At 33.4% G+C, this 25,866-nt stretch carries 25 protein-coding genes; 20 read left to right on the top strand and 5 right to left on the bottom strand.

What is annotated here, in order from left to right:
- Window positions 1-10 precede the first annotated feature (10 nt).
- From IKZ35_02460 to IKZ35_02530, 15 genes are all read left to right on the top strand, one after another.
- Complete coding sequence (locus tag IKZ35_02460; GenBank protein MBR4892825.1) at window positions 11-886, top strand: polyprenyl synthetase family protein; 876 nt, start codon at window positions 11-13, stop codon at window positions 884-886.
- Between the two features lie 9 nt (window positions 887-895).
- Window positions 896-1,345, top strand: a complete 450-nt coding sequence (locus IKZ35_02465) for a divergent PAP2 family protein (GenBank protein ID MBR4892826.1) — start codon at window positions 896-898, stop codon at window positions 1,343-1,345.
- Window positions 1,346-1,360: 15 nt separating this feature from the next.
- Window positions 1,361-3,205, top strand: coding sequence for a 1-deoxy-D-xylulose-5-phosphate synthase (locus IKZ35_02470; protein MBR4892827.1), 1,845 nt, complete (start codon window positions 1,361-1,363; stop codon window positions 3,203-3,205).
- On the top strand, window positions 3,202-4,002 hold the full coding sequence (locus IKZ35_02475) for a TlyA family RNA methyltransferase (GenBank protein MBR4892828.1): 801 nt from the start codon (window positions 3,202-3,204) through the stop codon (window positions 4,000-4,002). The genes IKZ35_02470 and IKZ35_02475 overlap by 4 nt, the downstream gene beginning before the upstream one ends.
- Window position 4,003: 1 nt before the next feature.
- The gene (locus tag IKZ35_02480) at window positions 4,004-4,867 is read left to right on the top strand and encodes an NAD(+)/NADH kinase (GenBank protein ID MBR4892829.1); all 864 of its coding nucleotides are present in this window, start codon (window positions 4,004-4,006) and stop codon (window positions 4,865-4,867) included.
- The gene (gene argR, locus IKZ35_02485) at window positions 4,867-5,322 is read left to right on the top strand and encodes an arginine repressor (protein MBR4892830.1); all 456 of its coding nucleotides are present in this window, start codon (window positions 4,867-4,869) and stop codon (window positions 5,320-5,322) included. The genes IKZ35_02480 and argR overlap by 1 nt, the downstream gene beginning before the upstream one ends.
- Before the next feature lie 12 nt (window positions 5,323-5,334).
- A complete protein-coding gene (recN, locus tag IKZ35_02490; GenBank protein MBR4892831.1) occupies window positions 5,335-7,020 on the top strand; it encodes a DNA repair protein RecN in 1,686 nt (561 codons plus the stop codon).
- Between the two features lie 5 nt (window positions 7,021-7,025).
- Window positions 7,026-7,694 (top strand): ATP-binding protein, encoded by a 669-nt coding sequence (locus tag IKZ35_02495; GenBank protein ID MBR4892832.1) that lies wholly within the window; start codon window positions 7,026-7,028, stop codon window positions 7,692-7,694.
- A gap of 24 nt (window positions 7,695-7,718) precedes the next feature.
- Complete coding sequence (locus IKZ35_02500; protein MBR4892833.1) at window positions 7,719-7,928, top strand: 4Fe-4S binding protein; 210 nt, start codon at window positions 7,719-7,721, stop codon at window positions 7,926-7,928.
- 5 nt (window positions 7,929-7,933) lie between these two features.
- On the top strand, window positions 7,934-8,995 hold the full coding sequence (locus IKZ35_02505) for a 3-methyl-2-oxobutanoate dehydrogenase subunit VorB (protein ID MBR4892834.1): 1,062 nt from the start codon (window positions 7,934-7,936) through the stop codon (window positions 8,993-8,995).
- A complete protein-coding gene (locus IKZ35_02510) occupies window positions 8,995-9,738 on the top strand; it encodes a 2-oxoglutarate oxidoreductase (GenBank protein MBR4892835.1) in 744 nt (247 codons plus the stop codon). The genes IKZ35_02505 and IKZ35_02510 overlap by 1 nt, the downstream gene beginning before the upstream one ends.
- Window positions 9,739-9,740: 2 nt before the next feature.
- Window positions 9,741-10,271, top strand: a complete 531-nt coding sequence (locus tag IKZ35_02515) for a 2-oxoacid:acceptor oxidoreductase family protein (protein ID MBR4892836.1) — start codon at window positions 9,741-9,743, stop codon at window positions 10,269-10,271.
- 195 nt (window positions 10,272-10,466) lie between these two features.
- Window positions 10,467-12,260, top strand: coding sequence for an S-layer homology domain-containing protein (locus IKZ35_02520; GenBank protein MBR4892837.1), 1,794 nt, complete (start codon window positions 10,467-10,469; stop codon window positions 12,258-12,260).
- 21 nt (window positions 12,261-12,281) lie between these two features.
- Window positions 12,282-14,345, top strand: coding sequence for an elongation factor G (fusA, locus tag IKZ35_02525; protein ID MBR4892838.1), 2,064 nt, complete (start codon window positions 12,282-12,284; stop codon window positions 14,343-14,345).
- Between the two features lie 128 nt (window positions 14,346-14,473).
- Window positions 14,474-15,865, top strand: a complete 1,392-nt coding sequence (locus IKZ35_02530) for an MATE family efflux transporter (GenBank protein ID MBR4892839.1) — start codon at window positions 14,474-14,476, stop codon at window positions 15,863-15,865.
- A 110-nt stretch (window positions 15,866-15,975) separates the two neighbouring features.
- Here the strand turns inward: IKZ35_02530 and IKZ35_02535 are convergent, their stop codons facing one another.
- The 3 genes from IKZ35_02535 to ychF all read right to left on the bottom strand — a co-directional run bounded on the left by IKZ35_02535 (window position 15,976) and on the right by ychF (window position 18,861).
- A complete protein-coding gene (locus IKZ35_02535; protein MBR4892840.1) occupies window positions 15,976-16,974 on the bottom strand; it encodes a GGGtGRT protein in 999 nt (332 codons plus the stop codon).
- A gap of 17 nt (window positions 16,975-16,991) precedes the next feature.
- Complete coding sequence (locus IKZ35_02540) at window positions 16,992-17,687, bottom strand: hypothetical protein (GenBank protein ID MBR4892841.1); 696 nt, start codon at window positions 17,685-17,687, stop codon at window positions 16,992-16,994.
- A gap of 79 nt (window positions 17,688-17,766) precedes the next feature.
- Window positions 17,767-18,861, bottom strand: coding sequence for a redox-regulated ATPase YchF (gene ychF, locus IKZ35_02545; GenBank protein MBR4892842.1), 1,095 nt, complete (start codon window positions 18,859-18,861; stop codon window positions 17,767-17,769).
- A gap of 225 nt (window positions 18,862-19,086) precedes the next feature.
- Between ychF and IKZ35_02550 the strand changes: the two genes are divergently transcribed.
- The 4 genes from IKZ35_02550 to IKZ35_02565 are packed head-to-tail and all read left to right on the top strand — an operon-like array spanning window position 19,087 to window position 23,025.
- The gene (locus tag IKZ35_02550) at window positions 19,087-21,387 is read left to right on the top strand and encodes an adenosylcobalamin-dependent ribonucleoside-diphosphate reductase (protein MBR4892843.1); all 2,301 of its coding nucleotides are present in this window, start codon (window positions 19,087-19,089) and stop codon (window positions 21,385-21,387) included.
- Window positions 21,388-21,397: 10 nt separating this feature from the next.
- Complete coding sequence (locus tag IKZ35_02555; GenBank protein ID MBR4892844.1) at window positions 21,398-21,898, top strand: dUTP diphosphatase; 501 nt, start codon at window positions 21,398-21,400, stop codon at window positions 21,896-21,898.
- Window positions 21,899-21,901: 3 nt separating this feature from the next.
- Window positions 21,902-22,498 (top strand): peptidylprolyl isomerase, encoded by a 597-nt coding sequence (locus IKZ35_02560; GenBank protein MBR4892845.1) that lies wholly within the window; start codon window positions 21,902-21,904, stop codon window positions 22,496-22,498.
- A gap of 14 nt (window positions 22,499-22,512) precedes the next feature.
- Complete coding sequence (locus IKZ35_02565) at window positions 22,513-23,025, top strand: peptidylprolyl isomerase (protein ID MBR4892846.1); 513 nt, start codon at window positions 22,513-22,515, stop codon at window positions 23,023-23,025.
- Window positions 23,026-23,044: 19 nt separating this feature from the next.
- Here the strand turns inward: IKZ35_02565 and IKZ35_02570 are convergent, their stop codons facing one another.
- Both IKZ35_02570 and IKZ35_02575 read right to left on the bottom strand, forming a co-directional pair.
- Entirely contained in the window at window positions 23,045-24,187 is a 1,143-nt protein-coding gene (locus IKZ35_02570) for a CCA tRNA nucleotidyltransferase (protein ID MBR4892847.1), read from the bottom strand.
- Window positions 24,184-25,284, bottom strand: a complete 1,101-nt coding sequence (locus IKZ35_02575) for a glycosyltransferase (GenBank protein ID MBR4892848.1) — start codon at window positions 25,282-25,284, stop codon at window positions 24,184-24,186. Before IKZ35_02575 ends, IKZ35_02570 begins: the two co-directional genes overlap by 4 nt.
- Before the next feature lie 214 nt (window positions 25,285-25,498).
- Here IKZ35_02575 and IKZ35_02580 point away from each other — a divergent pair, with 214 nt between their 5' ends.
- The gene (locus tag IKZ35_02580; GenBank protein ID MBR4892849.1) at window positions 25,499-25,684 is read left to right on the top strand and encodes a hypothetical protein; all 186 of its coding nucleotides are present in this window, start codon (window positions 25,499-25,501) and stop codon (window positions 25,682-25,684) included.
- Window positions 25,685-25,866: the final 182 nt, after the last annotated feature.

Genomic DNA, 25,866 nt, shown 5'->3' on the forward strand with positions numbered 1-25,866 from the left:
AAGTGTATATATGAATACTTTTAATATTGAGTATGAGAAAAGAAAAAATATAATAGAAAATTATATTAAAGAAGATATAAAGGAAGATAACCTTCCTTATAAAACTCTACTCTCTGCTATGAGATACAGCGTAAATGCAGGGGGGAAAAGAATAAGACCTGTTCTTATGATGAGTGTGTATGAACTTTTTAAAAGTGATTATGAAAGTATTTTGCCCTTTATGGCAGGTATAGAGTATATTCATACCTATTCGCTCATTCATGATGACCTTCCTGCTATGGATAATGATGATTTAAGAAGAGGGAAACCAACCTGTCATAAGAAGTATTCCGAAGCAATGGCAATACTTGCAGGGGATGCGCTTCTTAATTATTCGTACGAAAAAATGCTTTCCTGCACTTTGCCTGATACTTTAAAAGGCGCAAGGTATATCCTAAACTGTGCAGGTAAAGACGGGATGATTGGCGGTCAGGTTATAGATATAGAAAATGAAAATAAAAAAATATCTGAAGACCTGCTTAATACACTTCATTCCCTAAAAACTGGTGCGCTTTTAAAAGCATCCTGTGCATTAGGCGCAATACTTGCAGGGGAAGATGATAAAACTATAGAACTTATGGCAGAGTTCGGAAGCCTTATAGGAATGGCATTTCAGATAAAGGATGACATTTTGGATAAAACAGGGGATGCCAAAGATTTAGGAAAACCTATCGGCAGTGATGAAAAGAATAATAAAACTACATATCTTACTTATAAGAGCATAGAAGAATGTGAAGATATTATTAAAAATCTTACTGCCCGTGCCGATAAAATTTTAGATAGATTTGAAGGTAAAAACCATTTTTTAAAAGACCTTATAAACTATCTTATTGTAAGAAATAAATAGAGGTGTCTGATGAATTTTTTAAACAGTTTTTTTATGAATAAAGTAATTGTTGCCACCCTATTAAGTTGGTTTGTTGCTCAGTTTATAAAAACAATTCTTGTGCTTGTTACCAGCAGAAAGTTTGACATTTCAAGAATGTTCGGTTCAGGGGGAATGCCAAGTTCTCACTCGTCAATGGTATGTACCCTTTGTATTATGGTAGGAAGAATTGAGGGCGTGGAAAGTATATTGTTTGCAATAACATTAGCCTTTGCACTTATAGTAATGTATGACGCTGCAAATGTAAGACAGGAAGCGGGTAAACACGCAAGAATAATAAATATTATTATAGAAGAATGGGAAGAAAAAGAACATATTAAAATGGATAAAAACTTAAAAGAACTTTTAGGTCATACTCCGTTTGAAGTTATTATAGGCGCAATTTTAGGATGTCTTGTAGGTGGATTTTTCCCTGTATAAATAAAGGAGATAAAAATGTTGTTAGATGGTATTCATTCATCCAATGATATTAAAAAACTAAATATCGAAGAATTAAAAACTCTGTCTGGTGAGATAAGAGATCATCTTATAAAAACCGTGTCAGAAACTGGTGGCCATCTTGCATCAAACTTAGGAGTTGTAGAACTTACTTTGGCAATGCATAAGGTGTTTGATTTTCCTTATGATAAAGTAGTTTTTGATGTAGGGCATCAGAGTTATGTTCATAAAATTATAACAGGCAGAAAAGACGAGTTTTTTAATTTAAGAAAATATAAAGGCATTTCAGGTTTCCCTAAGGTAGCAGAAAGTGAGTATGACTTTTTTAATACAGGCCACAGTTCAAACTCGTTATCTGTTGCACTTGGAATGACAAGAGCCGCAGAAATCAAAGGCGAAAACTGTAAGGTAATTGCCTTTATAGGAGACGGTGCATTTGGCGGCGGAATGGTATATGAAGCGATGAACGATATAGGTCAGGATATGGATAACGATAATGTTATAATTATCCTAAACGATAATGAAATGTCTATATCCAAAAATCAAAGCAGTATTTCAAAATACCTTTCTAAATTAAGAATAAACAGTTCTTATATAGACGCAAAGGAAAAATGGGGAGAAATAATTAATAAAACCCCGATTTTTAAAAGTATAGTATCAGGTGCCAAAGGAATATTACGAAAAGCAGTTTCCAATGGCGAATTTTTTGAAAATCTTGGAATAAAATACTATGGCCCGTATGACGGTCATAATATTGAAGAATTAATAGAAGTATTTAAAGTATGTAAAAATATAAATAAGCCGGTTGTTATTCATACGGTTACACAAAAAGGAAAAGGGTACAAGCCTGCTGAAGAAAATCCTGAAAAATTCCACGGAGTTTCTTCCTTTAATATCACAACAGGGGAAACAAAAGTAAAACAGGCAGACTTTTCTTCGGTTTTTGGAGAAGAACTTATTAAACTTTCTAAAACTAATGAAAATATAGTTGCCTTAACTGCGGCAATGCCATCAGGAACAGGGCTTATAGAATACTCCAAGAAATTTCCTAAAAGATTTTTTGATGTGGGAATATGTGAAGAACATGCAGTTTCTATGTGTGCAGGAATGGCTCAGTCAGGTTTAACTCCTGTATTTGCAGTGTATTCATCATTTCTTCAAAGAGGGTTTGACCAGATTATTACAGATGTATGTGCAATGAACCTTCATGTTGTATTTTGTATTGACCGTGCAGGAATAGTAGGGGAAGACGGAGAAACTCATCAGGGCCTTTTTGATATGTCTTATCTTAACTTAATTCCTAATATGACTGTTTTATCTCCTGCCGATTTTTGCGAGTTAAGACTTATGCTTCAATATGCAGTAAATAAACATAACGGTCCTGTTGCAATAAGGTATCCGAGAGGGGGAGAAACTTTTAAACTTGAGAGTCCTCCTTCTATCGAATATAAAAAAGCATCACTTTTAAAGAGCGGAGATGATATCACCATTGTTGCAGAGGGCAGAATGGTTGGTGTTGCTTTAAAAGTTTCTAAATTGCTTTTGGACTTTGGTGTTAAGGCAGATGTTATAAATATAAGATTTGTAAAACCGATAGATACTGAACTTATAAAAACTTCAGTTCTTAAAACTAAAAAATTAGTTGTTATAGAAGAGGGAATTCAAAACGGTGGTCTTGGAGACAGAATAAATGCCCTGCTTAACGATGTAGAATATAAGTTCCTAAGTAAAGCCATAAAAGACCAGTTTGTTGAACATGGCAGTTATAATGAACTTTTAAAACATTTGAAGTTAGACTCTGAAAGTATTTACAGTGAAATTAAAGAGGTGTTTGGTTTTTGAGTGAACAAAAACAAAGAATAGATTTGTTGCTTTTTGAAAAAGGTCTTGCCGAAAGCAGAGAAAAGGCAAAAAGCCTTGTTATGGCAGGTGTGGTATATATTGACGAGCAAAAAATTGACAAACCTGGAACAAATGTACCAACCGATGCAAATATCATAGTCCGCCAGGGTTTAAAATATGTAAGCCGCGGGGGTTTGAAACTTGAAAAATCAATGGATAAGTTTGATTTAAACTTAGAGGGTAAGGTTTGTATGGATATCGGTGCATCAACAGGAGGGTTTACCGACTGTATGCTCCAGAACGGTGCAAAAAAGGTGTTCTCTGTTGATGTAGGGTATGGTCAACTTGCATGGAAATTAAGATGTGATGACAGGGTTTGTAATTTGGAAAGAACTAATATACGCCACCTTGATAATTCGCTTATTACCGAGCCTGTTGATTTTATCTCAATAGATGTTTCGTTTATATCTTTAAAACTTGTTCTCCCTAAGGTACGCGAATTACTTATAGATAAAGGAGACTGTGTTGCCCTTATAAAGCCTCAGTTTGAAGCAGGAAGAGAAAAGGTTGGTAAAAAGGGTGTTGTAAGAGATATAAATGTTCATAAAGAAGTTATATATACAGTTTTCTCATTTGCAAGAGAAATGGGCTTTAAAATAGTAGACCTTGATTATTCGCCTATAAAAGGGCCTGAGGGAAATATTGAATATCTTATGCATATAAAGAAAGAAAGTGATTTTGAAGTAGGTAACGAAATAATAGAAAATGTTGTTTCTGCTTCTCATTCGGAGTTGTAATATGGATATTAAAAATATAGGGATAGTCCTTAAAAACGCAGAAGAAATCAATCTTGATATTATAAAAAAAATATACGAAATTCTTTCGGATAAAAATATAAAAGTTTTTATTCATAAAAAATACGAAAAATTTATTGAGAATATTCCTGTTATATTCTGTTCCAACGAAGAGTTATATAAGATAAGCGATATAATTCTTGCCCTTGGCGGCGACGGAACACTCATTAAAGCAGCAAGAAACTGTGCAATATACAACAAGCCTGTAATGGGAATAAATCTTGGTAATTTAGGCTTTTTATCTGAAATGGAAAAGGATGAACTTTCAACCTTAAATAAACTTCTTTTGGGAGATTATACCATTGATGAAAGAATGATGATAAATTGTGCCATTACAGATATATCAGGCAATAAACTAAACTATAACTGTTTAAACGATGTTATTATTTCAAGAGGGTCATATCCGAGAATGATAGACATCAATTTAATGATAGGCAGTGAAAATGTAGAAAACTATACTGCCGACGGGCTTATTATTGCAACTTCCACAGGCTCTACTGCATATTCTCTGTCTGCGGGAGGCCCGATAGTTGAGCCTGGTGTTGATGTAATAATTGCAACCCCAATCTGTCCTCATTCTTTAAAAAATAAATCTATATTATTTTCATCAGACAGGGAACTTGAAATAACTGTTAATGAAAAATACAATAAGAAAGTTTTTGTATCTCCTGACGGGCAGGAATCAATAGAAATAAAGGGAAGCATCTTTATTAAAAAATCAGATTATAAAACTAAACTTATAAGAATAAATAACAAGAGTTTTTATTCCATACTAAATAACAAATTGTCTCAAAGGGGTGTTAAATAATGAAGCAGAAAAGGCAGATGGCAATTCTTGACTTTATAGAAAAAGAAGAAATTTCCACTCAGGAGGAACTTACTCTTAAATTAAAGAATGCAGGGTTTAAGGTAACTCAGGCAACAGTTTCAAGAGATATTAAAGAACTTAAACTTATAAAAGTGCATTCGGATAAAAAGGGTAATAAGTACAGCAGAGTAGCATCTGAAATTTCTAAAAACTCGTCAGAAAGCACTATGAAACTGTTTACTATTATTAACGAAGCAGTTTCAAGTGTTGATTATGCGAACAATATTGTTATTATAAGAACTATTCAGGGTATGGCTCAGGGTGTTGCCTTTGCTATTGATAATCTGCATCAGGACGGAGTAATGGGAACTATCGCAGGAGACGATACCATAATGATTGTTACCAAAACCGAAGAACACGCAAGAAAACTTGTTTACAAGATAAATAATAAATAAGAGGAATAAATAATGCTTAAGAGTTTGTCCATAAATAACATTGCAGTTATTGAACAGGCAATGATAGATTTTGACTTAGGGCTTAATGTTCTCACAGGAGAAACAGGCGCAGGTAAATCTATTATAATTGATTCTTTAAATTTAATACTTGGAAACAGAGCTTCTAAAGACATTGTAAGAACAGGGGAAAGCAGTGCAAAAGTTGAAGCTTTGTTTGATGTTTGTAAAAATATTTCCGATTTGCTTTTAGAATACGGAATAGACATAGAAGACGGCGAACTTTTAATTTCAAGAGAAATAAGCGTTGACGGTAAGAATAATATACGCATTAATGGTAAACTTTCCACCATTTCCATTCTTAAGGAAATAGGTAAAGAACTTATAAATATCCATGGGCAAAACGATAATCAGGATTTAACAAATTCTGATAAACATATTATACTTCTTGATAAATTTGCAGGGTGTGATACCCTTTTGGCTGAATACAAAGAAGTGTTTAACAAAGCAAAAGAAATTAAAGAAAAAATAGAAAAGATGACAATTGATTCATACGAAAAAGAAAGAAAACTAAGTCTTCTTACATACGAAATTGAAACGATAGAAAATGTTAATCTAAAAGAGGGCGAGTATGAAGAACTTTTAGATAGAAGAAAGATGATGGCAAACAGTAAAAAGATATCCGATAATCTTTATTATGCCTATAATATGATAAAAAAAGGTAATGGTAAAGAATCGATAGAAGAACTTTTATCATCATCATTAAAACAGATCGCAGAAGTTTCATCATTTGATGGCGAAATAGAAGAAATGTATAACAGAATAAACGAAATATACTATAATCTGTCAGATGTGGGAGACTCTCTTAGAAACTATCTTTCTTCCTTTTCTTTTAATGAAAATGATGTTTACGAAACTGAAAAAAGAATAGACGAGATAAATGATTTAAGAAGGCGTTTCGGCAAAGATTATAATGATATTATGTCTTACTATTTAAAAATTAAAGAAGAAGTTAAAACTATATCGTCAACTGATGAATATATTGATACTCTTACAAAGGAACTATCATTAAAAAAAGAAGAACTTACAAATTTAAGCAATGCACTTGGCGAAAAAAGAAGAATTGCGGGTAAAAAACTTGAAAAAGAAGTTATGGCGCATCTTAACGAACTTAATATGAAAAACTGCATATTTAAAGTTGATATTGTAAAAGAAGAAAAATTCTTAAAAGACGGTACTGACAAAGTCGAATTTTTAATAAGTGCAAATGCAGGAATTGAGCCTGGTAAACTTACAAAAATAGCATCAGGCGGCGAACTTTCAAGAATAATGCTTGGAATAAATTGTGCGCTTCTTGATACTAATGATATTCCAACTATGATTTATGACGAAATTGATACAGGTGTAAGTGGAAGAGCAGCGCAGAAAATAGCAGAAAAACTTTACTATGTTTCAAAAAATAGGCAGGTTTTATGTGTTACCCACCTTGCGCAGATTGCGTCAATGGCAGACACACATTTTTTAATAGAAAAAAATGTGTATGATAATTCTACTAAAACTAAAGTTATCAAAATGAATGACGAAGAAAAGACTAACGAAATAGCGCGAATTATAGGCGGAGTAAAAATAACCCAGAATACACTAAAGAGTGCGGAGGAAATGCTTTCTCAGTCTTTAAGTTATAAAAAAGATAAAGGTTGATTTAAATGAAAGAAAGAATAACGATTTTTGTTGGCCACTACGGAAGCGGTAAAACTGAAGTAGCAGTCAACTATGCAATAAAGTTAAAAGAAGAGGGAAATGATGTTATAATTGTTGACCTTGACATTGTAAATGCGTATTACAGAACAAAAGATAACGAAAAAATGCTAAACGATATGGGCATTGAAGTAATATCCCCAACCTATGCAAATACCAATGTGGATATTCCGTCGCTTCCACCTCATTTAATTAAGGTGTTTGCCGATAAATCAAAGAAAATAGTGTTTGATGTAGGGGGAGACGATGCAGGAGCAACTGCTCTTGGAAGATTTTTTGGTTATTTTTCACAAGAAAATTACCAAATGTACTCAGTAATAAATACTAAAAGACCATTGACTGACAACAAGGAAAATATTATAATTATGACAGAGGAAATAAATTATAATTCGAGGCTTAAAATAACAGGTCTTATAAATAATACAAATTTATCGTATGAAACAGAATGTGCCGATATATTAGAGGGCGAAAAAATTGTTAAAACTGTGTGCGACGAATTAAAACTGCCTTTTATTTTTACATCTCTTTTAGAAGAGAATGTATCAGAATATAAGAAAATGTCATCTGCTAAGTTGTTTCCTATAAAGAAATATCTTAATATGCCATGGCAATTATAGATTTAAGTATGGAGGTTATAAAAAATGGCAAAGATTACTATTAATGAAGAATTATGCAAAGGTTGCGGTCTTTGTACAACAGTTTGTCCTAAGAACTTACTTATATTATCAAAGGATAAACTTAACTCTAAAGGCTACCATCCTGCAGAAATGACAGATGAGTCAAAATGTATTTCCTGTGCATTTTGTGCTACAATGTGTCCTGATTGTGTAATAGAAGTGAGAAAGGATTGATTATAATGGATAAAGTTCTTATGAAAGGTAACGAAGCGATTGCTGAAGCCGCTATCAGAGCCGGTTGCAGACATTTCTATGGTTATCCTATAACACCTCAGACAGAGGTTTCAGCCTATATGGCAAAAAATATGCCTAAAGTAGGCGGATTATTTATGCAGGCAGAAAGCGAAATTGCCGCTATCAATATGGTTTACGGTTCTGCTGCTGCAGGCGTTCGTGCTATGACATCTTCTTCAAGCCCTGGTATAAGTTTAAAAGCAGAGGGTATATCATATATGGCAGGTGCAGATTTACCTTGCGTTATTCTTAATATAGTTAGAGGTGGCCCTGGTTTAGGTGGTATTCAACCTGCTCAGTCTGACTATTTCCAGGCTACAAAAGGTCTTGCACACGGAGACTTTAATTTAGTTGTTTTAGCACCTTCTTCTATTCAGGAATGTGTTGACTTAACTTTAGAAGCATTTGATATTGCAGACCAGTACAGAATGCCTGTTATGATTATGGGCGACGGTATGCTTGGTCAGATGATGGAGCCTGTTGCATTCGGCGAATATAAAGGAAGAGATTTAAAAGAAAAAACATGGGCAACAAACGGTACAGGTTTAAAAAGAGAACATAATGTTGTCAATTCTTTATACATAGATCCTGATACATTGGAAAAAACAGTTCTTGCAAGAGATAAAATGTATGAAGAAATCAAAGAAAACGAAGTTAAATATGAAGCCGAAGGTATCGAAGATGCTGATATTATAATGGTAGCATACGGAACAATCGGCAGAATAGTAAAAAATGCTATAAAAATGGCAAGGGAAGAAGGCATCAAAGTAGGTCTTATAAGACCGATTACTCTATGGCCTTTCCCAACTAAAATAATAAATAAAGCGGCAGATACAGCCAAAGCATTTATTTCTGTTGAAATGAGTACAGGTCAGATGGTAGAGGATGTAATGATTGCTGTTAACGGAAAAGCAAAGGTTGACTTCACAGGAAGAACAGGCGGAGTTATTCCTACACCTAAAGAAATATTGGAAAAAATAAGAGAAGTTGCAGGAGGTATAAAATAATGAGTATAGTATTTAAAAAACCACATGCCCTTGCAGATGTTCCTCTTCACTACTGCCCGGGCTGTACTCACGGTATAGTTCACAGACTTGTTGCAGAGGTTATTGACGAACTTGGTATAGAAGGCAAAACAGTAGGTATCGCACCTGTTGGTTGCTCAGTATTTGCATATAACTATTTTAATTGTGATATGGTTGAAGCGGCTCACGGAAGAGCACCTGCAGTTGCAACAGGAGTTAAAAGAGCCAACCCTGACAATATTGTTTTCACATATCAGGGAGACGGGGATTTAGCAGCCATTGGTACAGCAGAAACCGTTCACGCAGCAGGTAGAAGCGAAAATATAACAATTATATTTATAAACAATGCTATTTACGGAATGACAGGTGGTCAGATGGCGCCAACATCATTGGTTGACCAGATTACCCAGACAACTCCTTTCGGAAGAAAACCTGAAACACAGGGTTATCCTATAAAGGTATGTGAAATGCTTTCTACTTTAGACGGTACAACATACGCAGAAAGAGTTGCAGTAAATAATGTTAAAAATATAAGAAATGCTAAGAAGGCTATAAAAAAAGCATTCGAAAATCAAATAAACAAAAAAGGATTCTCCATTGTAGAAGTTCTTTCAACCTGTCCTACAAACTGGGGGCTTTCTCCACAGGAAGCGCTAAAATGGTTGGAAGAAAATATGATGCCTGTTTATCCTCTTGGTGTATATAAAGATAGGGAGGATGTGTAATTATGAATCACGAAATAATTCTTGCAGGGTTTGGCGGTCAGGGTATACTGTTTGCCGGAAAACTACTTGCATATACAGGAATGATATTTGACAAAGCAGTTTCATGGCTTCCTTCATATGGGCCTGAAATGAGAGGTGGAACTTGTAACTGTCATATTATTATAAATGATTCTTCAGTTGGTTCCCCATATGTTGTTAACCCTACCGAAGCAGTAATACTTAACAAACCGTCTTTTGATAAATTTGAAAATTCTATTCTTCCGGGCGGAACATTGTTTTATGATAGTTCTCTTTGTGATAATGAGCATAAAAGAGATGATATAAAATATGTGGGTATACCTGCTACAACAATGGCATATGATATGAATGCATCAAAACTTGCCAATATGATTATAACAGGTAAAGTTTTAAAAGAAACAGGAATGTTCAACTTAGAAGATGTATCTGTTGCTTTATCAAAACTTATTCCACCAAAAAGAGCAGAAATGCTTGAAATAAATACAAAAGCAATAGAAGCAGGTTTTAATTACTAATTTAAAGACCAAAGTGCAGTTTATTATGTACTTTGGTCTTTTTTGTATATTTTATATACTTTCTATAAAAAAACACAATTTGTAGTGTATTTTTTATAAAAAATTCATAAATATATGATAATATTTCTTGATATTTTTTGTAGGATATGTTAAAATGTAACTATAAAAAATATATATACCAAGGAGGAATTTAAAGTGTTGAAGAAATTAATTTCCATTACACTTGTAATCACAATGTTTTTAAGCCTATCTGCAGTTAGTTTTGCTGCCAATGCTTTTTCTGATGTATCAGAAGAAGATTATTCATGGGCAGTAAGTCAGATCAGCGAAATGGCAGATAAAGGAATTATCACAGGTTATCCTGACGGTACATTTAAGCCTGATAAAGGTATTACAAAAGTAGAAGCAATGCTTCTTATATCCAGAATTTTAGGAATTAAAAATGATGTATATTCTGATAAACTTGAGGATATATATGATATATACGAAGATGACCTTGAAGATTTAGACCTTCAGTATAAAAACGAAGTTGCTTTCTTAATATATAAAGGTGTATTCTCATTAGACGAAATTTTAGATATAGCCGATAATGATGAATTTAATGAACCTCTTTTAAGATATGAAGCAGCAGAATATTTAGCAAAAGTTTTAGGCGGAGAAGTTGATTTGTCAGATGATGATACAGGATATGAAGATGAAAATAAAATTCCTGCAGGTAAAAGAGCATTTGTTAAATATGTAAAAGACAAAAATATTATGCAGGGAATGAGCGAAACAACATTTGAGCCTTCATTCCAGGTTAACAGAGCCCAGATGGCAGTTATGCTTTACAGAGTTATGGGTCTTTCAGAACTTCTTTTTGTTGAAGGTAAATATGACAGAATAAGAAATGATGAAATAACAGTTGAACTTGAAAGTGGCGACGGAGATTATGATGTTTCCGATGCAGTATTTTATCTAAACGGAGAAGAAATAGAAAGCGACGAATTAAAAGAAGGCATAGATGTTATCTTGGTATTTGAAGACACAACCTTAAAAAGAGTTGAAGCAATCTATTTTGAACCAGAAGTACATACTTTAGTTTTAGGAGAAATTAAAGAAATCGTTTTAACATCAGTTAAAACTGTTAAAATTGATAACAGTCAGACAGGGGAAGTAGAAATTTATTCTGTTCTTCCAACTTGTGAAGTTTATGTTGACGGTTCTTATGCTACACTTTCAGTTTTAAGAACAAAAGATAACGCTAAGTTATATCTTGATGAAGATAACAAAGTATTTAGAATTGATGTATTAGACGCAACAGACGAATTTACAGACGGAGTTATTAAAGAACTTTCTTTCGATGAGAGAAAAGTTGTTATCCAGAGAAAAAACGGTATAATTGAAACATATTTTGTTTCAGACGAAATTGCAGTTATAAGAAATGGTAAAGATTCAACTTTAGCAAATCTTATTGTTGGAGATAAAGTATCTAAGGTTATCGTAAGATATAATAAGATCAGTAAATTACAGGTAACAAGTGAAATCGGTAGTTTATCTGGTACAATTACTGAAATTTTAATTGCAAAACAATCTTCTATCGTTGTTACTAAAGACGGGGATGATGAAAGATACCCTCTTACCAATTCTATTAAAGTATTCTTAGACGATGAAGAATGTGAAATCTATGATTTAAGACTTGATATGACAGCGAAAATCACAACAGACAGTGGTGCGGTTTCCGAAATCAGAGTTTCAACAGTTGAAGAAGTAAGTCAGATTTCTGGTGTTGTAGAAGTTGTTAATCCGTCTTACGGTTTTATAAATGTTAAAACTGCAAATGGTGAGTCTAAACAGATTTTTGTTTCATCATCAACAAAAATTACTGCTGATGGTGCAGTTACTGCAACAAAAACAATTAAAAACATCTATGTAGATGATTATGTTGTTGTTATCGGCAGAATGGTTAACGGAGCATTCCAGGCTTCAACTATCGTAATAGTTCAGTAAAAAAATGGAGGATAAATCACAATGAAAGATTATACTACTGGCTCAATCAGAAATATTGCCTTAGTTGCCCATGGCGGAACAGGTAAAACTAATTTAGCAGAAGCAATGCTTTACAATGCTAAACTTATCGACAGACAGGGTAAAGTGCTTGACGGAAATACCGTTATGGACTTTGACCAGGAAGAAGTAAAAAGAAAAATTTCTATCAATACTGCACTTGCAAGTTTTGAATGGAACGATTGTAAAATAAATATAATTGACACACCGGGATATTTTGATTTCGTCGGCGAAATGATAGAAGGAACATCTGTTGCTGACGGTGTTATCATTATGGTAAGCGGAAAATCAGGTGTTCAGGTTGGTACAGAAAAAGCATGGAAAGTTGCAGAAAAAAATAATATCCCTAAAATAATATTCGTTAATGAAATTGACGAAGAAGATGTTGATTTTACTGCAGTTGTTAACAGTCTGAAAGAAACATTCGGTAAATCTATCGCTCCTTTATATATTCCTATAAGAGATAACGGTAAAGTAGTTGGTTTCTATGATGTTATCCATGCCGAAGCAAGAAAATATGTTACAGGCGGAAACGAGGCAATGGACTTACCTGCTCAGTATGAGAGCGAAGTTAAAGAAAATACTGATATGTTAAGCGAAGCTGTTGCTGAAACAAGCGATGAACTTATGGAAAAATATTTTAACGGCGAAGAATTCACTAAAAAAGAAATACTTGGCGCAGTTAGAAAAGGTATTGACGAATGTTCTATCGTTCCAGTATTATTCGGTTCTGCTCTTAAAAATATCGGTATTAAAGCATTAGTTGATGCAGTTGCAGAATATTTCCCTGCACCAAACGAAATAAAACAAAGAACAGCATATAAACCTGGTACAGAAGAAGTTATCGAAGTTAAAACTGAAGATGGAGAACCTTTATCACTATTTGTATTTAAAACATTGGTTGACCCATATGTTGGTAAATTAAGTTACTTTAAGGTTATGTCAGGAACATTAACTCCTGATACAACTCTTAAAAACATTAGAAAAAATGAAGATGAAAGAATTTCAAGAATTTTTACAATGTGTGGTAAAAAACAGATTGAAGTTAAAAAACTTTCTGCAGGGGATATAGGTGCAGTTAATAAACTTAATATCACAAAAACAGGGGATACACTTTCTGACAGTAAGTGTCTTGTAGAATTTGAAAAACTTGTTTTCCCTAAACCTGCATTATCATTAGCAATTCTTCCAAAAGAAAAAGGCGATGAAGAAAAAATCAGTTCAGGTCTTTCAAAATTAAGACACGAAGACCCAAGTTTTAACTTCTATAATAACACAGAAACTCATCAGCTTATAATCTCAGGTATGGGCGAACAGCATATTGATGTTATTATCAGTAAATTAAAATCAAGATACGGTGCAGAAGTTACTTTAGCAGAGCCAAAAGTTCCATACAGAGAAACAATTAAGAAAAAGGTTACTGCAGAAGGTAAACATAAGAAACAATCAGGTGGTCATGGTCAGTATGGTCATGTTAAAATCGAAATTGAACCTGGACATAGCGAAGGATTAGAATTTGGAGAACAGATTTTTGGTGGAAGCGTTCCAAAGAACTATTTCCCTGCAGTTGAAAAAGGTCTTCAGGAAAGTATTGAACACGGTGTTCTTGCAGGTTACCCTGTTGTTAACCTAAAAGCAACACTTCTTGACGGTTCTTACCATCCAGTTGACTCTTCTGAAATGGCATTTAAAATGGCAGCGCATATAGCATATAAAAACGGTTTGGAACAGGCAAACCCAGTTTTATTAGAACCAATCGGTAAACTTGTTGTTATAGTTCCTGATCATTATATGGGCGATATTATGGGCGATGTTAATAAGAGAAGAGGAAGAATTCTTGGTATGAACCCAATAGGCGACGGGTTGCAGGAAGTTACTGCCGAAGTGCCTATGGCTGAAATGCACAAATACGCAATTGACCTTCGTTCAATGACTCATGCAAGAGGAAGTTTTGAATTTGACTTTGAAAGATATGAAGAAGCACCAAATATGGTAGCAGAAAAAATAATTGCAGAGTCCAAAAAATAAATTAAACTAAAAGGATGCAAAATTTATTTTGCATCCTTTTTAATTTGTAAAAATATAAAAAATATTTTGCTTTTTTAATCACTTTGTATTATAATAAAAAAGATGTATATTTATTACGAGGTGATTTAATGGTAAAAAAACTTTCTGCTCCCACAGACTTAACAAAAGGGACACCGTGGAAAGGTATATTGATGTTTACTCTGCCAATGTTAATTGGTAATATAGCCCAGCAATTATACAGTACGGTGGATAGTATTGTTGTTGGTAAATATATAGGGGATAATGCCCTTGCCGCAGTCGGCAGTGCAATGCCTATTCTTAATATGCTTCTTGTTTTATTTATCGGTATATCTGCAGGTGCTAATATTATGGTGTCCCAGTATTACGGTGCTAAAAACAGGGATGCCCTTTCTTATACAATAGGTAACTCTATAACAATAACCATAATTTGCTGTATAGGTCTTATCCTTGTTGCAACACCTTTTATCAGGCCTATTCTTATAATGTTAAATACTCCGCAGTCTATACTTAATGACTGTACAAGTTATCTTACAATTTCTCTCATAGGTATTGCGGGTATGGCTTTTTATAATATTTTAAGTGGTATTATAAGAGGTATGGGAGATTCTTTTTCCTGCCTGATTTATTTACTGGTTGCAACAGTTATAAATATTGTTTTAGATATAGTTTTTGTTGCCTATGTAAAAATGGGGGTAGCAGGTGTTGCATATGCTACTGTAATTTCACAGGTTGTTTCTGCTTCTTTATGTCTTATTAAACTTTCTAAAATGAACGAATATTTTGACTTTGGCTTAAAATATATAAAACCTGTCGGCACATATTTAAAAACTATAATAAGGCTTGGTATTCCGTCAGGAGTAACTCAGGCAATAGTATCTTCTGCTATGATTGTTGTTCAATCGCTTACAAATTGTTTTGGCGAACTTTTTATTGCAGCCAATGTAATTATAATGCGTGTTGACGGTTTTGCCATGATGCCAAACTTCTCTTTCGGAATGTCCCTTACAACTTATTCAGGGCAGAATGTAGGCGCAGGTAATTATGAAAGGGTTACAAAAGGTGCAAAGCAGGGAACACTTCTTGCGGTTTTATGTTCAACATTTATAACACTTGTTATTTTAATATTCGGTAAATACCTTATGATGTTATTTACAGATACCAAAGAACTTGTTGATATGAGTTATAATCTTATGATGATTCTTGCAGTTGGATATATTGCTATGGCTGTAACACAAAGCTTGTCAGGTATTATGAGAGGAGCAGGGGATACATTAACCCCTATGTGGATTTCTCTTATTACAATCGTATTTCTGCGTGTTCCTCTTGCATATGGTATATCATATATGACAAGAACACCCCTTCTTCCATATGGTGTAAAAGAATGTATCCAGATTTCTCTTCTTATATCATGGGTTATGAATGCAATTATAACTTTACTTTTCTATAAAGCAGGTAGATGGAAGAAAAAAGCAATTACAAACAGTATTCAGGAAAACTAATATATAATAAAAAATAATGCACTGTGAAGATAATCTTCACAGTGCATTTTTGTTTAATCATTTCAATATTAGTTGTGCAAATTTTATTAAAATAAATTGCTTATTGCAATTTATTTCATCGCTTCTTCAACAGCAACAGCAACTGCAACAGATGCACCAACCATTGGGTTATTACCCATACCGATTAGTCCCATCATTTCAACGTGAGCAGGAACTGAAGATGAACCTGCAAACTGAGCATCAGAGTGCATTCTTCCCATTGTGTCTGTTAAACCGTAAGAAGCAGGACCTGCAGCCATATTGTCTGGGTGAAGAGTTCTTCCTGTACCTCCGCCTGAAGCAACGGAGAAGAAGTTTTTACCCATTTCAATTCTTTCTTTTTTGTATGTGCCCATAACAGGGTGCTGGAATCTTGTAGGGTTAGTAGAGTTACCTGTGATACCAACGCCTGCATCTTCAAGATGAAGAATAGCAACACCTTCTCTTACATCGTTTGCGCCATAGCAGTTAACTTTTGCTTTGTCTCCGTTTGAGTAAGGAATTTTTTCTATAACTTTAAGTTCGCCTGTAGCATAGTCATAATCAGTTTTAACGTATGTGAAACCGTTAATTCTTGAAATGATCTGAGCTGCATCTTTACCAAGACCGTTTAAGATAACTCTTAATGGCTCTTTTCTAACTTTGTTTGCTGATCTTGCGATACCGATAGCACCTTCAGCAGCAGCAAATGATTCGTGTCCTGCAACGAATGCAAAACATTTTGTTTCTTCTCTTAAAAGCATAGCAGCAAGATTACCGTGGCCTAAACCAACTTTTCTCTGTTCAGCAACTGAACCAGGAATACAGAATGCCTGTAAACCTTCACCGATTGCTTCAGCAGCATCAGCAGCAACTTTGCAACCTTTTTTAATTGCAATAGCAGCACCAAGTGCGTATGCGTAACAAGCATTTTCAAAACAGATTGGCTGAATGTCTTTAACTAATTTTAAAACATCAATGCCTTTGTCATTACAGATTTTAACTGCATCTTCAATACTTGCAATATCATATTGTTTAAGAACAACATTTATTTTATCAATTCTTCTTTCGTAACCTTCAAATAATGGCATAACAACTCACCTCCTGATTATTCTTTTCTTGGATCGATATATTTAACAGCATCGTCAAATCTACCGTATCTGCCTGTAGCCTTATCCATAGCTTCTTTAGGATCTGTACCTGCTTTAATCATATCCATCATTCTTCCGAAGTTGATGAATTCGTAACCGATAATTAAATCTTTATCGTCAATAGCAAGTTTTGTAACATAACCTTCAGCCATTTCTAAGTATCTTGGACCTTTTTCAGTAGTTGAATACATTGTACCAACCTGAGAACGAAGCCCTTTACCTAAGTCTTCCAAACCAGCACCGATAGGTAAACCGTTTTCAGAGAAAGCAGTCTGAGTTCTACCGTAGATAATCTGTAGGAATAATTCTCTCATAGCAGTATTTATAGCATCACAAACAAGGTCTGTGTTAACTGCTTCAAGTAAAGTTTTACCTGCTAAAATTTCAGCAGCCATAGCAGCAGAGTGAGTCATACCGGAACAACCGATTGTTTCAACCAATGCTTCTTTGATAATACCGTCTTTAACGTTAAGGCTAAGCTTACATGCGCCCTGCTGAGGTGCACACCAGCCGATACCGTGTGTAAAACCGGAAATATCTTTGATTTCTTTTGCCTGAACCCATTTGCCTTCTTCAGGAATAGGAGCAGGACCATGATTAACGCCTTTTGCAAGGCATATCATATTTTGAACTTCATGTGTTAATTCGCTCATGATAATCCTCCTTAGTTAATTATTTCAAATTTTATTATACTTAAAATTAGTATACTTGTCCATAGTTTTTTAAAATTTTTTACACATTAAATCTGAATAAAACTACATCTCCGTCCTGGAATACATATTCTTTTCCTTCAGAACGAACAAGCCCTTTCTCTTTAGCATTAGCCATACTTCCACATTCTATTAAATCTTTATAAGAAATTACTTCTGCACGGATAAATCCTCTCTCAAAATCTGAATGGATTTTACCTGCTGCCTGAGGTGCTTTTGTTCCTATTTTAATTGTCCACGCTCTTGTTTCAGTTTCACCTGCAGTAAGAAAACTCATAAGACCAAGTAATTTGTAACTTGCCTTAATCAGTCTGTCAAGACCTGATTCGTTAATTCCAAGTTCATTTAAAAATGCATTCTTTTCTTCATCGTCAAGTTCTGCAATTTCAGATTCTATCTTTGCAGAAATAGGGAGTACCAAAGAATTTTCTTTATCTGCAATTTCACTTACCTTTTTAACAAGTTCGTTATTGTCAATTCCGTCAATAAAATCATCTTCAGAAACATTTGTAGCATATATAACAGGTTTTGCAGTAATAAGTGCAACCTCTTTTATAGCCTCTTTTTCTTCAGCTGATAAATCTAAAAGACGAACACAGGTTTCGTTTTCAAGCGCTTCTTTAATTTTTAAAAGAACATCAAGTTCTGCCTGATACTTTTTGTCTCCCTTTAACATTTTTCTTGTTCTGTCTATCCTTTTTTCAACTATATCAAGGTCAGAAAGTATAAGTTCTATATTGATTGTGTCAATATCTCTTTTAGGGTCAATGCTTCCTTCAACGTGAACAATGTTAGGGTCTTCAAAACATCTTACAACGTGAATAATAGCATCAACTTCTCTTATATGAGATAAGAATTTATTTCCAAGGCCTTCGCCCTTTGATGCACCCTTAACAAGCCCTGCAATATCTACAAATTCAATAGCAGCAGGAATAGTTTTTTTAGAGTTATACATCTTAGTAAGCACATCCAGCCTTTCGTCAGGAACAGTAACTATTCCGACATTTGGGTCAATAGTGCAAAAAGGGTAGTTGGCAGATTCAGCACCTGCTTTTGTTATTGCATTAAATAGTGTACTCTTACCAACATTAGGTAAGCCTACTATACCTAATTTCATACTAAAATCATTCCTTTATACATAATAATCTACTATGCATTATACCTTATTTTTCCCTGAATTTCAACACTTACAAACCAAATAAAAAATTTTTTTCAAATATACTTAATTCCCCTTGACATAACACTATATATGGTGTATAATCTTCAATGTTGACGCTTATATTGTGTTTTGGTTCTGTGGGAAAATCGCATAACCAAGCACTTTTTAACACTATTTATACGAATGAAAAGGAATAAATTAAGGGAAAGGGAGAAAAAAATGGAAAACTACACAATGGAAAATTGGTTCAGTACCGATTTACAAAGAGATATCTGGCTTAAAAAGTATCAGCATAATGACGAATCATTTGACGAATTTTTTGAAAGAGTAAGCGGTGGAAACAAAAAAATCAAAGAATTTATGATGGCAAAAAAATTCCTTCCTGGCGGAAGAATTATAGCAAGCCGCGGACTTAATAAAAAGAACAGAAAGATTACATATTCAAACTGTTATGTTATTACTCCGCCTGAGGATAATATAGAAAGTATTTTTGAATGTGCATCTAAACTTGCAAGAACATTTTCATACGGTGGAGGTTGTGGTATAGATATATCCAAACTTTCTCCTGCAGGTGCTAAAATAAACAATGCTGCCAAAGAAACTACAGGTAGTGTTTCATTTATGGACCTTTATTCGCTTGTAACCGAACTTATAGGCCAGTCTGGAAGAAGAGGAGCGCTTATGATTTCTCTTGACTGTTCCCACCCTGATGTTGAATCATTTATAGATATAAAGAATGACCTTGATAAAGTTACAAAAGCAAACATTTCAATAAGAATTACAGATGCTTTTATGGAAGCAGTTAAAACTGACGATTACTGGACAATGTCATATGTAAGAGATGAAACAAAAGAAGTAATCGAAAAGAAAGTTAAAGCAAGAGATTTATTCAATAAACTTGTATTTAATAACTGGGATATGGCAGAACCTGGTGCACTGTTCTGGGACAGAATAGAAAACTGGAATCTTCTTAGCGAAGATGACCGTTTTAAATTTGCAGGGGTTAACCCATGTGCAGAAGAGCCACTTCCTGCAGGGGGTAGTTGTTTACTTGGAAGTATCAACCTTGCAGAATTTGTTGACAATGCATATCAGGTTAGTGCTGAATTTGACTACGAAGGTTTTGGAGAAGCAGTTGAACAATCAGTTATATACCTTAACGAAGTATTAGAAGAAGGTTTACCACTTCATCCTTTGAAAGAACAAAGAGAAAGCGTTAATAACTGGAGACAAATCGGTCTTGGTATTATGGGTCTTGGCGACTGTCTTATTAAGTTAGGTATAAAATATGGTACTGATGCTGCAGTAGAAATATGTGATAAAATTGGTTTTGTAATGGCAGACAGAGCGATACTTACAAGTGCAAAACTTGCTAAAAAGTTCGGAACATACCCAATGTATGATGAAAACGCTGTTATGAATTCTCCTTACTTTATAGCAAACACATCTAAAGCGACTAAAAAAGCAGTTAAAGAAAACGGTTTAAGAAACAGCCAACTTTTAACAATAGCACCAACAGGTACTATTTCAACAATGCTTGGAATAAGTGGTGGTATAGAGCCTATATATAATATTTCCTATATGAGAAGAACACAGTCTCTTCACGGGGAAGACAGATATTATAAAGTATATACACCTATCGTTTCTGAACTTATGGAAATGAAAGAAATAAAAGACGAAGAAAATCTTCCTCCATATGTTGTTACTGCTATGACTCTTGATTATAAAGAAAGAATCAATATGCAGGCAGTATGGCAGAAACATATTGATGCATCTATCAGTTCAACTGTTAATGTTCCTGAAGAATTCACTACAAAAGATGTATTTGACTTATATATCAAAGCGTGGGAAAAAGGTCTTAAAGGTATAACAATTTACAGAGATAACTGCAGAAGAAGCGGAATATTGGTTAATAGTATGCCAAAAGACGAAAAGAAAGACGAGTTTAAATTTGACTCTGTTAAACCTATCAGTCGTGCTGTTTTAGGTAAAACATACGGAACAACTACCAAGTATAAAACTGCTTGTGGAAATCTTTATGTTACTATCAACAGAGATAAAAACGGTAATATAGTTGAATCTTTCGTTAACACTTCTAAAAACGGTATCTGTAAATCTAATATCGACGGTCTTAACAGAATGATTTCACTTTGCTTAAGAGGTGGAGTGCTTGTTGACGAAATTATTGACCAGTTGACAAATATCACTTGCCCTGCATGTGTAAGATATAAAACAAAGGGAGAATACTTAGACGGTATTTCTTGTCCTGATATTATTGCAAAAGCATTAAAAGAAGAATATAATACAGAACTTTTTGTTGGCGGAAAAGGTAAAGACAATGAGCCAAAAGAAGATAAAGACCAGGTTTCTTTCAACTTAGAAGATGATGTTTCAACTTTGACAAACTGTCCTGAATGTGGCGAAAAACTTCGTCATGAAGCAGGTTGCGTTCAGTGTGTTTGTGGTTGGTCTAAATGTATGTAACAGGGGAGAAATAAAAATGAAGATCAGAGGATTTATGGTATGTAAAGGCTTTGAAGACCAGGGCATTACATTACCTCAAAGAAGCACAAAAAACAGCGCAGGTTATGATTTTTGTGCTGCAGAAGATACAGTTATTGAATCATATTTTAAAAAACTGATAAAACTAATTACAAATAAAGAAGAAAATCCTGTTAAACCAACCCTTGTAAAAACCGGTATAAAATCTTATATGCCGGATGACGAAGTTTTATATATTTATAACCGTTCATCCAACCCTATGAAAAAGGGTATTGTACTTGCAAATTCCGTTGGTGTTATTGACAGTGATTATTTTGAAAACCCTGATAATGACGGGCATATTATGTTTGCATTCTATAATTTTTATCCTTTTGATATAACAATTAAAAAAGGGGATAAAATAGGTCAGGGAATATTCCAGAAATATTTAATAGCAGACGGAGACGAAGCCGAAGGAGAAAGAACCGGAGGATACGGAAGTACAGGGAGATAATATATGAATAAAAAACTAATATCCATTCTTTTGCTTATAGTTTTGATGCTTTCAGGTTGCTCAGGTGCTAAAGATGATTTAAGTTTATCCTATCCTTTTGAAGTTTTAACAAGTAAGGATATTATCGAGGCGCAGATTCAACTTGCAAACGATAAGGTAATTGAACTTGAGTTGTACCCTGAAATTGCACCTGTAACAGTATCTAACTTTATGTATCTTGCAAATGAAGGCTTTTATGATGGGCTTATTTTCCACAGAGTAATCAGTGGCTTTATGATTCAGGGTGGCTGCCCTAACGGAATAGGTACAGGTGGCCCTAATTACAGAATAAAGGGCGAGTTTAAAGATAATGGCGTTAATAATCCTCTAAATCATACAAGAGGCGTAATCTCAATGGCAAGAACATCAAATTCATACGATTCTGCAGGTTCTCAGTTTTTTATAATGCATAGAGATTATCCATCACTTGACGGGCAATATGCAGCATTTGGCAGAGTAACAGAGGGTATGGATGTAGTTGATGAAATTGCAAGTGTTATGACCGATTCAAATGATAAGCCATTAGAAGATATAGTTATTAAAACTATTATTATAAAATAACAGGAGAAAAAAGTATGAATTATCCTTTTGAAATAATTACAACAAAAGAAAAGATAAATTGTGAAATTTTGCTTGATACAGATGAAGTTATAACATTAGAACTTTATCCTGATATTGCGCCTATAACAGTTTCTAATTTTAAATACCTTGCCAATAAAGGTTTTTATGACGGACTTATTTTTCACAGAGTAATAGAAGGCTTTATGATTCAGGGTGGTTGCCCTGAGGGAAGAGGTACAGGTGGCCCAGGATATAATATAAAAGGAGAATTTTTGGCAAACGGAGTTGAAAATAACCTTAAACACTTAAGAGGGGTTATTTCCATGGCAAGAGCAATGAGTTATGACTCTGCAGGTTCTCAATTCTTTATTATGCATCTTGATGCTCCTCATCTTGACGGTCAGTATGCCGCTTTTGGTAAGGTTGTATCAGGCTATGAAGTAGTCGACAGAATTGCCGCAGAAAGAGTAGACTTTTCTGACAGACCTCTTAATAAAGTAATAATAAAATCAATTAAAGTAGACTAAAATAAAAAAATACAAACTCTTATAGAGTTTGTATTTTTTTAATTAAAATTTCTTTTTTGTTAAGCGAGTTATCAGAAATTACAAGATTTAAAAGATAATCTAACACTTTACTTATTTCTTCTTTTTTTATTCCCAAATTAATTAAATCATTTCCGTTAATAGCAAGATGCGATAAAAGATAACATTCTTTGTTTTTTTCTATCTCTTCATATATTTTATAAATGTCATTTTTAGCTAAACCACAAACTATATGTGTGTCAAAAATCAAATCTATAATATCCTGACATTTTAAATTGTAAAGCATTTTTTTAATAGAAGTTTCATCATCCAAACTGTATGAAAAAGATTCTCTTATTTTTTTAATATTACTCTTTATTTTATTTGAACATTTTATATCTTTTAAAACATCACTGTCTTTTAAAATAATAGCAAAAACAGTTTCAAATCTTTTTATCTTAAGATTTTTTAAATATTTAATTTTTTCTTTATATACAGGTATTTTATATATATCAAAAAAACCTGTTTCATAAAGCATTAAAACTGCACTGTAAGGGTTTGTTAAAAACATCTTATTAAGTTCATCAAATATTCTCTCTTTTGAAATATTAAGAGTAAGATGCATAAGTTTTTTTATAGCAGTTAATGTGTTTTCTTCAATTATAAAATCAAACCTTGAAGAAAATCTTATTGCTCTAAGTATTCTTAAAGCATCTTCGCTTATACGATCATATGGGTCATTAACCGTTCTTATAATCTTATTTTTAATATCATTTATTCCGTTAAAATAATCTATGTAGCCAGAGTCTTTGTGATAGGCAATAGCGTTAATAGTAAAATCTCGCCTTTTTATATCATCTAAAAGAGAGGAAGAATATTTAACATTTTTTGGCTTCCTGAAATTTTCATACTCTCCGTCAATTCTGAAAGTTGTAACCTCAAAAAAATTCCCGTTCTCATTAACTGTAACCGTGCCGTGTTTTAAACCTGTGGGAATAGTGTGAGGAAAAAGGCTTATAACTTCGTAAGGTGTAGCCGATGTTGTTATATCATAATCTAAAGGGATATTATTCATTATAATATCCCTTACGCATCCACCAACAAGATAGGCTTTATGCCCGTTTTCATTAAGTTTTTTTATTATATATTCTGCGCCTTTAATCATCTGAATTTTTCAATAAACTCAATTATATCCTTTGAAGCATCAGGCTTTCTGATTAAGTTTATCTTTTCCTTCATACAGTTTATTTCATCATCAAATTTAAAAAGTTTATCTACTATATCGCATATACTGATATCTTTTGATACTGCATAAGCAACTTGACCTTTTACAAGAAAGTCCATATTTTTAATTTCATGCCCTGGAATAGGGTTTATTAAAATTATAGGTAAGCACTTAACAAGCGCTTCGGATACAGTAATTCCACCAGGTTTTGTAACTGCAATATCACATGCATCCATATATAAGTGAACATTCTTACTAAAGCCTATATTGTATATCTTTTTGGAAAAAGAATGTTCATCAATCTTTTTCTTTATTCGCTTGTTATTTCCGCATATGGTAACAATCTGGAAATCATAAGAAGATTCACATAAATTTTCCAGTTGTTTAAATAAATTTCCATATCCCATTGAGCCGCTCATCATAAGAATAGTTGGCTTGTCTTCTAAACCAAGAATTTTTCTTGCCTCTTTTTTATCAGTAGAAGTATTGAATTTTGGGTTTATAGGAATTCCAAAAGGCAGTATTTTTTCTTTATCTATGCCTTTGTTTACAGCCTCAGAAATTAACTCTTCATTCGGGATAATGTAATAGTCAATATCAGTTCTGTTCCAATAAGGATGAATAGTATAATCTGTAACAATACCGAATGTAGGAATATTTATGCCTACTTTTTTAAGGTTTGATACAAAATGCGCCGCAACAACATGAGTGCAGATTATAGCATCAGGCTTTGTTTCTTTGATATAGTTTACAATCTTTTTGTCAAATTCCTGATATGTTAGAGAATATGGCATATATTTTTTTATTTTAGGCTTTCTTTTATCAAGTAAATTATAAACTGTGTTATATGCCGCAGGGGTAAGGGAAGAAGAAAGCAAAAAGCCTTTATCAAGTGCCTTCTGGCAAAATGGATTAATATGAAGAAGTGCGTCAAGTACATCCACATTATGCCCTTTATCTTTAGCATACTGGTTAACAGAAGCGGCAACCTGATTATGCCCATGCCCCGTTGTTATGGTAAGAATCAATATATTCATTAAATCACCTTTTTTATCTTATTAAGAAGTATATTTATCTTTTACTATATTAAACCATAAAAAACATATAAAGTCAAATAGTAACACTTTTTTAATTTGCACATAAATTATTATTGAATACTGAAAATGAAGGGGATTACATATATTTTCCCTTTCAACTGTAAATAAGTTTACTTGTTTGCAGAAGTATATTATATATTAAGGAGTGAAGTATATGTCATTTTTTGGTAGCAGAAATGATACATGGGTTTGGGTGATAGTTTTATTTATAATCTTAATCTGCTCATGTAATGATAACAATAACGATAACTGTTGCAATAATAACAATGATTGTGGTTGCAACAGTTCAAACAACTTTGATTGCGAATGTCATAAAGAATGTAAGTGTTGTTTAAGATAACAGGAGGTTTTTATATGTTTAATAATTGTGGTTGTAATAATTCTTCTAATAGAAACAATGATACTTTATGGATTATTTTAATTATTATTGCAATATATATTTTATGCGTAAGCGATAACAACAGAGGCTTTGATGATTGCTGCTGTTAACATTTAATTATGGGAGTTCCGAAAGGAATTCCC

The organism is Clostridia bacterium (assembly GCA_017554615.1).
Classification (GTDB): domain Bacteria; phylum Bacillota; class Clostridia; order UMGS1840; family HGM11507; genus SIG450.

Excerpts from the sequence above, each read along its gene's own strand:
- IKZ35_02460 (MBR4892825.1), top strand. The coding sequence starts at position 11 with ATGAATACTTTTAATATTGAGTATGAGAAAAGAAAAAATATAATAGAA.
- IKZ35_02465 (MBR4892826.1), top strand. The coding sequence starts at position 896 with ATGAATTTTTTAAACAGTTTTTTTATGAATAAAGTAATTGTTGCCACC.
- IKZ35_02470 (MBR4892827.1), top strand. The coding sequence starts at position 1,361 with ATGTTGTTAGATGGTATTCATTCATCCAATGATATTAAAAAACTAAAT.
- IKZ35_02480 (MBR4892829.1), top strand. The coding sequence starts at position 4,004 with ATGGATATTAAAAATATAGGGATAGTCCTTAAAAACGCAGAAGAAATC.
- argR (MBR4892830.1), top strand. The coding sequence starts at position 4,867 with ATGAAGCAGAAAAGGCAGATGGCAATTCTTGACTTTATAGAAAAAGAA.
- recN (MBR4892831.1), top strand. The coding sequence starts at position 5,335 with ATGCTTAAGAGTTTGTCCATAAATAACATTGCAGTTATTGAACAGGCA.
- IKZ35_02495 (MBR4892832.1), top strand. The coding sequence starts at position 7,026 with ATGAAAGAAAGAATAACGATTTTTGTTGGCCACTACGGAAGCGGTAAA.
- IKZ35_02500 (MBR4892833.1), top strand. The coding sequence starts at position 7,719 with ATGGCAAAGATTACTATTAATGAAGAATTATGCAAAGGTTGCGGTCTT.
- IKZ35_02505 (MBR4892834.1), top strand. The coding sequence starts at position 7,934 with ATGGATAAAGTTCTTATGAAAGGTAACGAAGCGATTGCTGAAGCCGCT.
- IKZ35_02510 (MBR4892835.1), top strand. The coding sequence starts at position 8,995 with ATGAGTATAGTATTTAAAAAACCACATGCCCTTGCAGATGTTCCTCTT.
- IKZ35_02515 (MBR4892836.1), top strand. The coding sequence starts at position 9,741 with ATGAATCACGAAATAATTCTTGCAGGGTTTGGCGGTCAGGGTATACTG.
- fusA (MBR4892838.1), top strand. The coding sequence starts at position 12,282 with ATGAAAGATTATACTACTGGCTCAATCAGAAATATTGCCTTAGTTGCC.
- IKZ35_02530 (MBR4892839.1), top strand. The coding sequence starts at position 14,474 with ATGGTAAAAAAACTTTCTGCTCCCACAGACTTAACAAAAGGGACACCG.
- IKZ35_02535 (MBR4892840.1), bottom strand. The coding sequence starts at position 16,974 with ATGCCATTATTTGAAGGTTACGAAAGAAGAATTGATAAAATAAATGTT.
- IKZ35_02540 (MBR4892841.1), bottom strand. The coding sequence starts at position 17,687 with ATGAGCGAATTAACACATGAAGTTCAAAATATGATATGCCTTGCAAAA.
- ychF (MBR4892842.1), bottom strand. The coding sequence starts at position 18,861 with ATGAAATTAGGTATAGTAGGCTTACCTAATGTTGGTAAGAGTACACTA.
- IKZ35_02550 (MBR4892843.1), top strand. The coding sequence starts at position 19,087 with ATGAAAAGGAATAAATTAAGGGAAAGGGAGAAAAAAATGGAAAACTAC.
- IKZ35_02560 (MBR4892845.1), top strand. The coding sequence starts at position 21,902 with ATGAATAAAAAACTAATATCCATTCTTTTGCTTATAGTTTTGATGCTT.
- IKZ35_02565 (MBR4892846.1), top strand. The coding sequence starts at position 22,513 with ATGAATTATCCTTTTGAAATAATTACAACAAAAGAAAAGATAAATTGT.
- IKZ35_02570 (MBR4892847.1), bottom strand. The coding sequence starts at position 24,187 with ATGATTAAAGGCGCAGAATATATAATAAAAAAACTTAATGAAAACGGG.
- IKZ35_02575 (MBR4892848.1), bottom strand. The coding sequence starts at position 25,284 with ATGAATATATTGATTCTTACCATAACAACGGGGCATGGGCATAATCAG.
- IKZ35_02580 (MBR4892849.1), top strand. The coding sequence starts at position 25,499 with ATGTCATTTTTTGGTAGCAGAAATGATACATGGGTTTGGGTGATAGTT.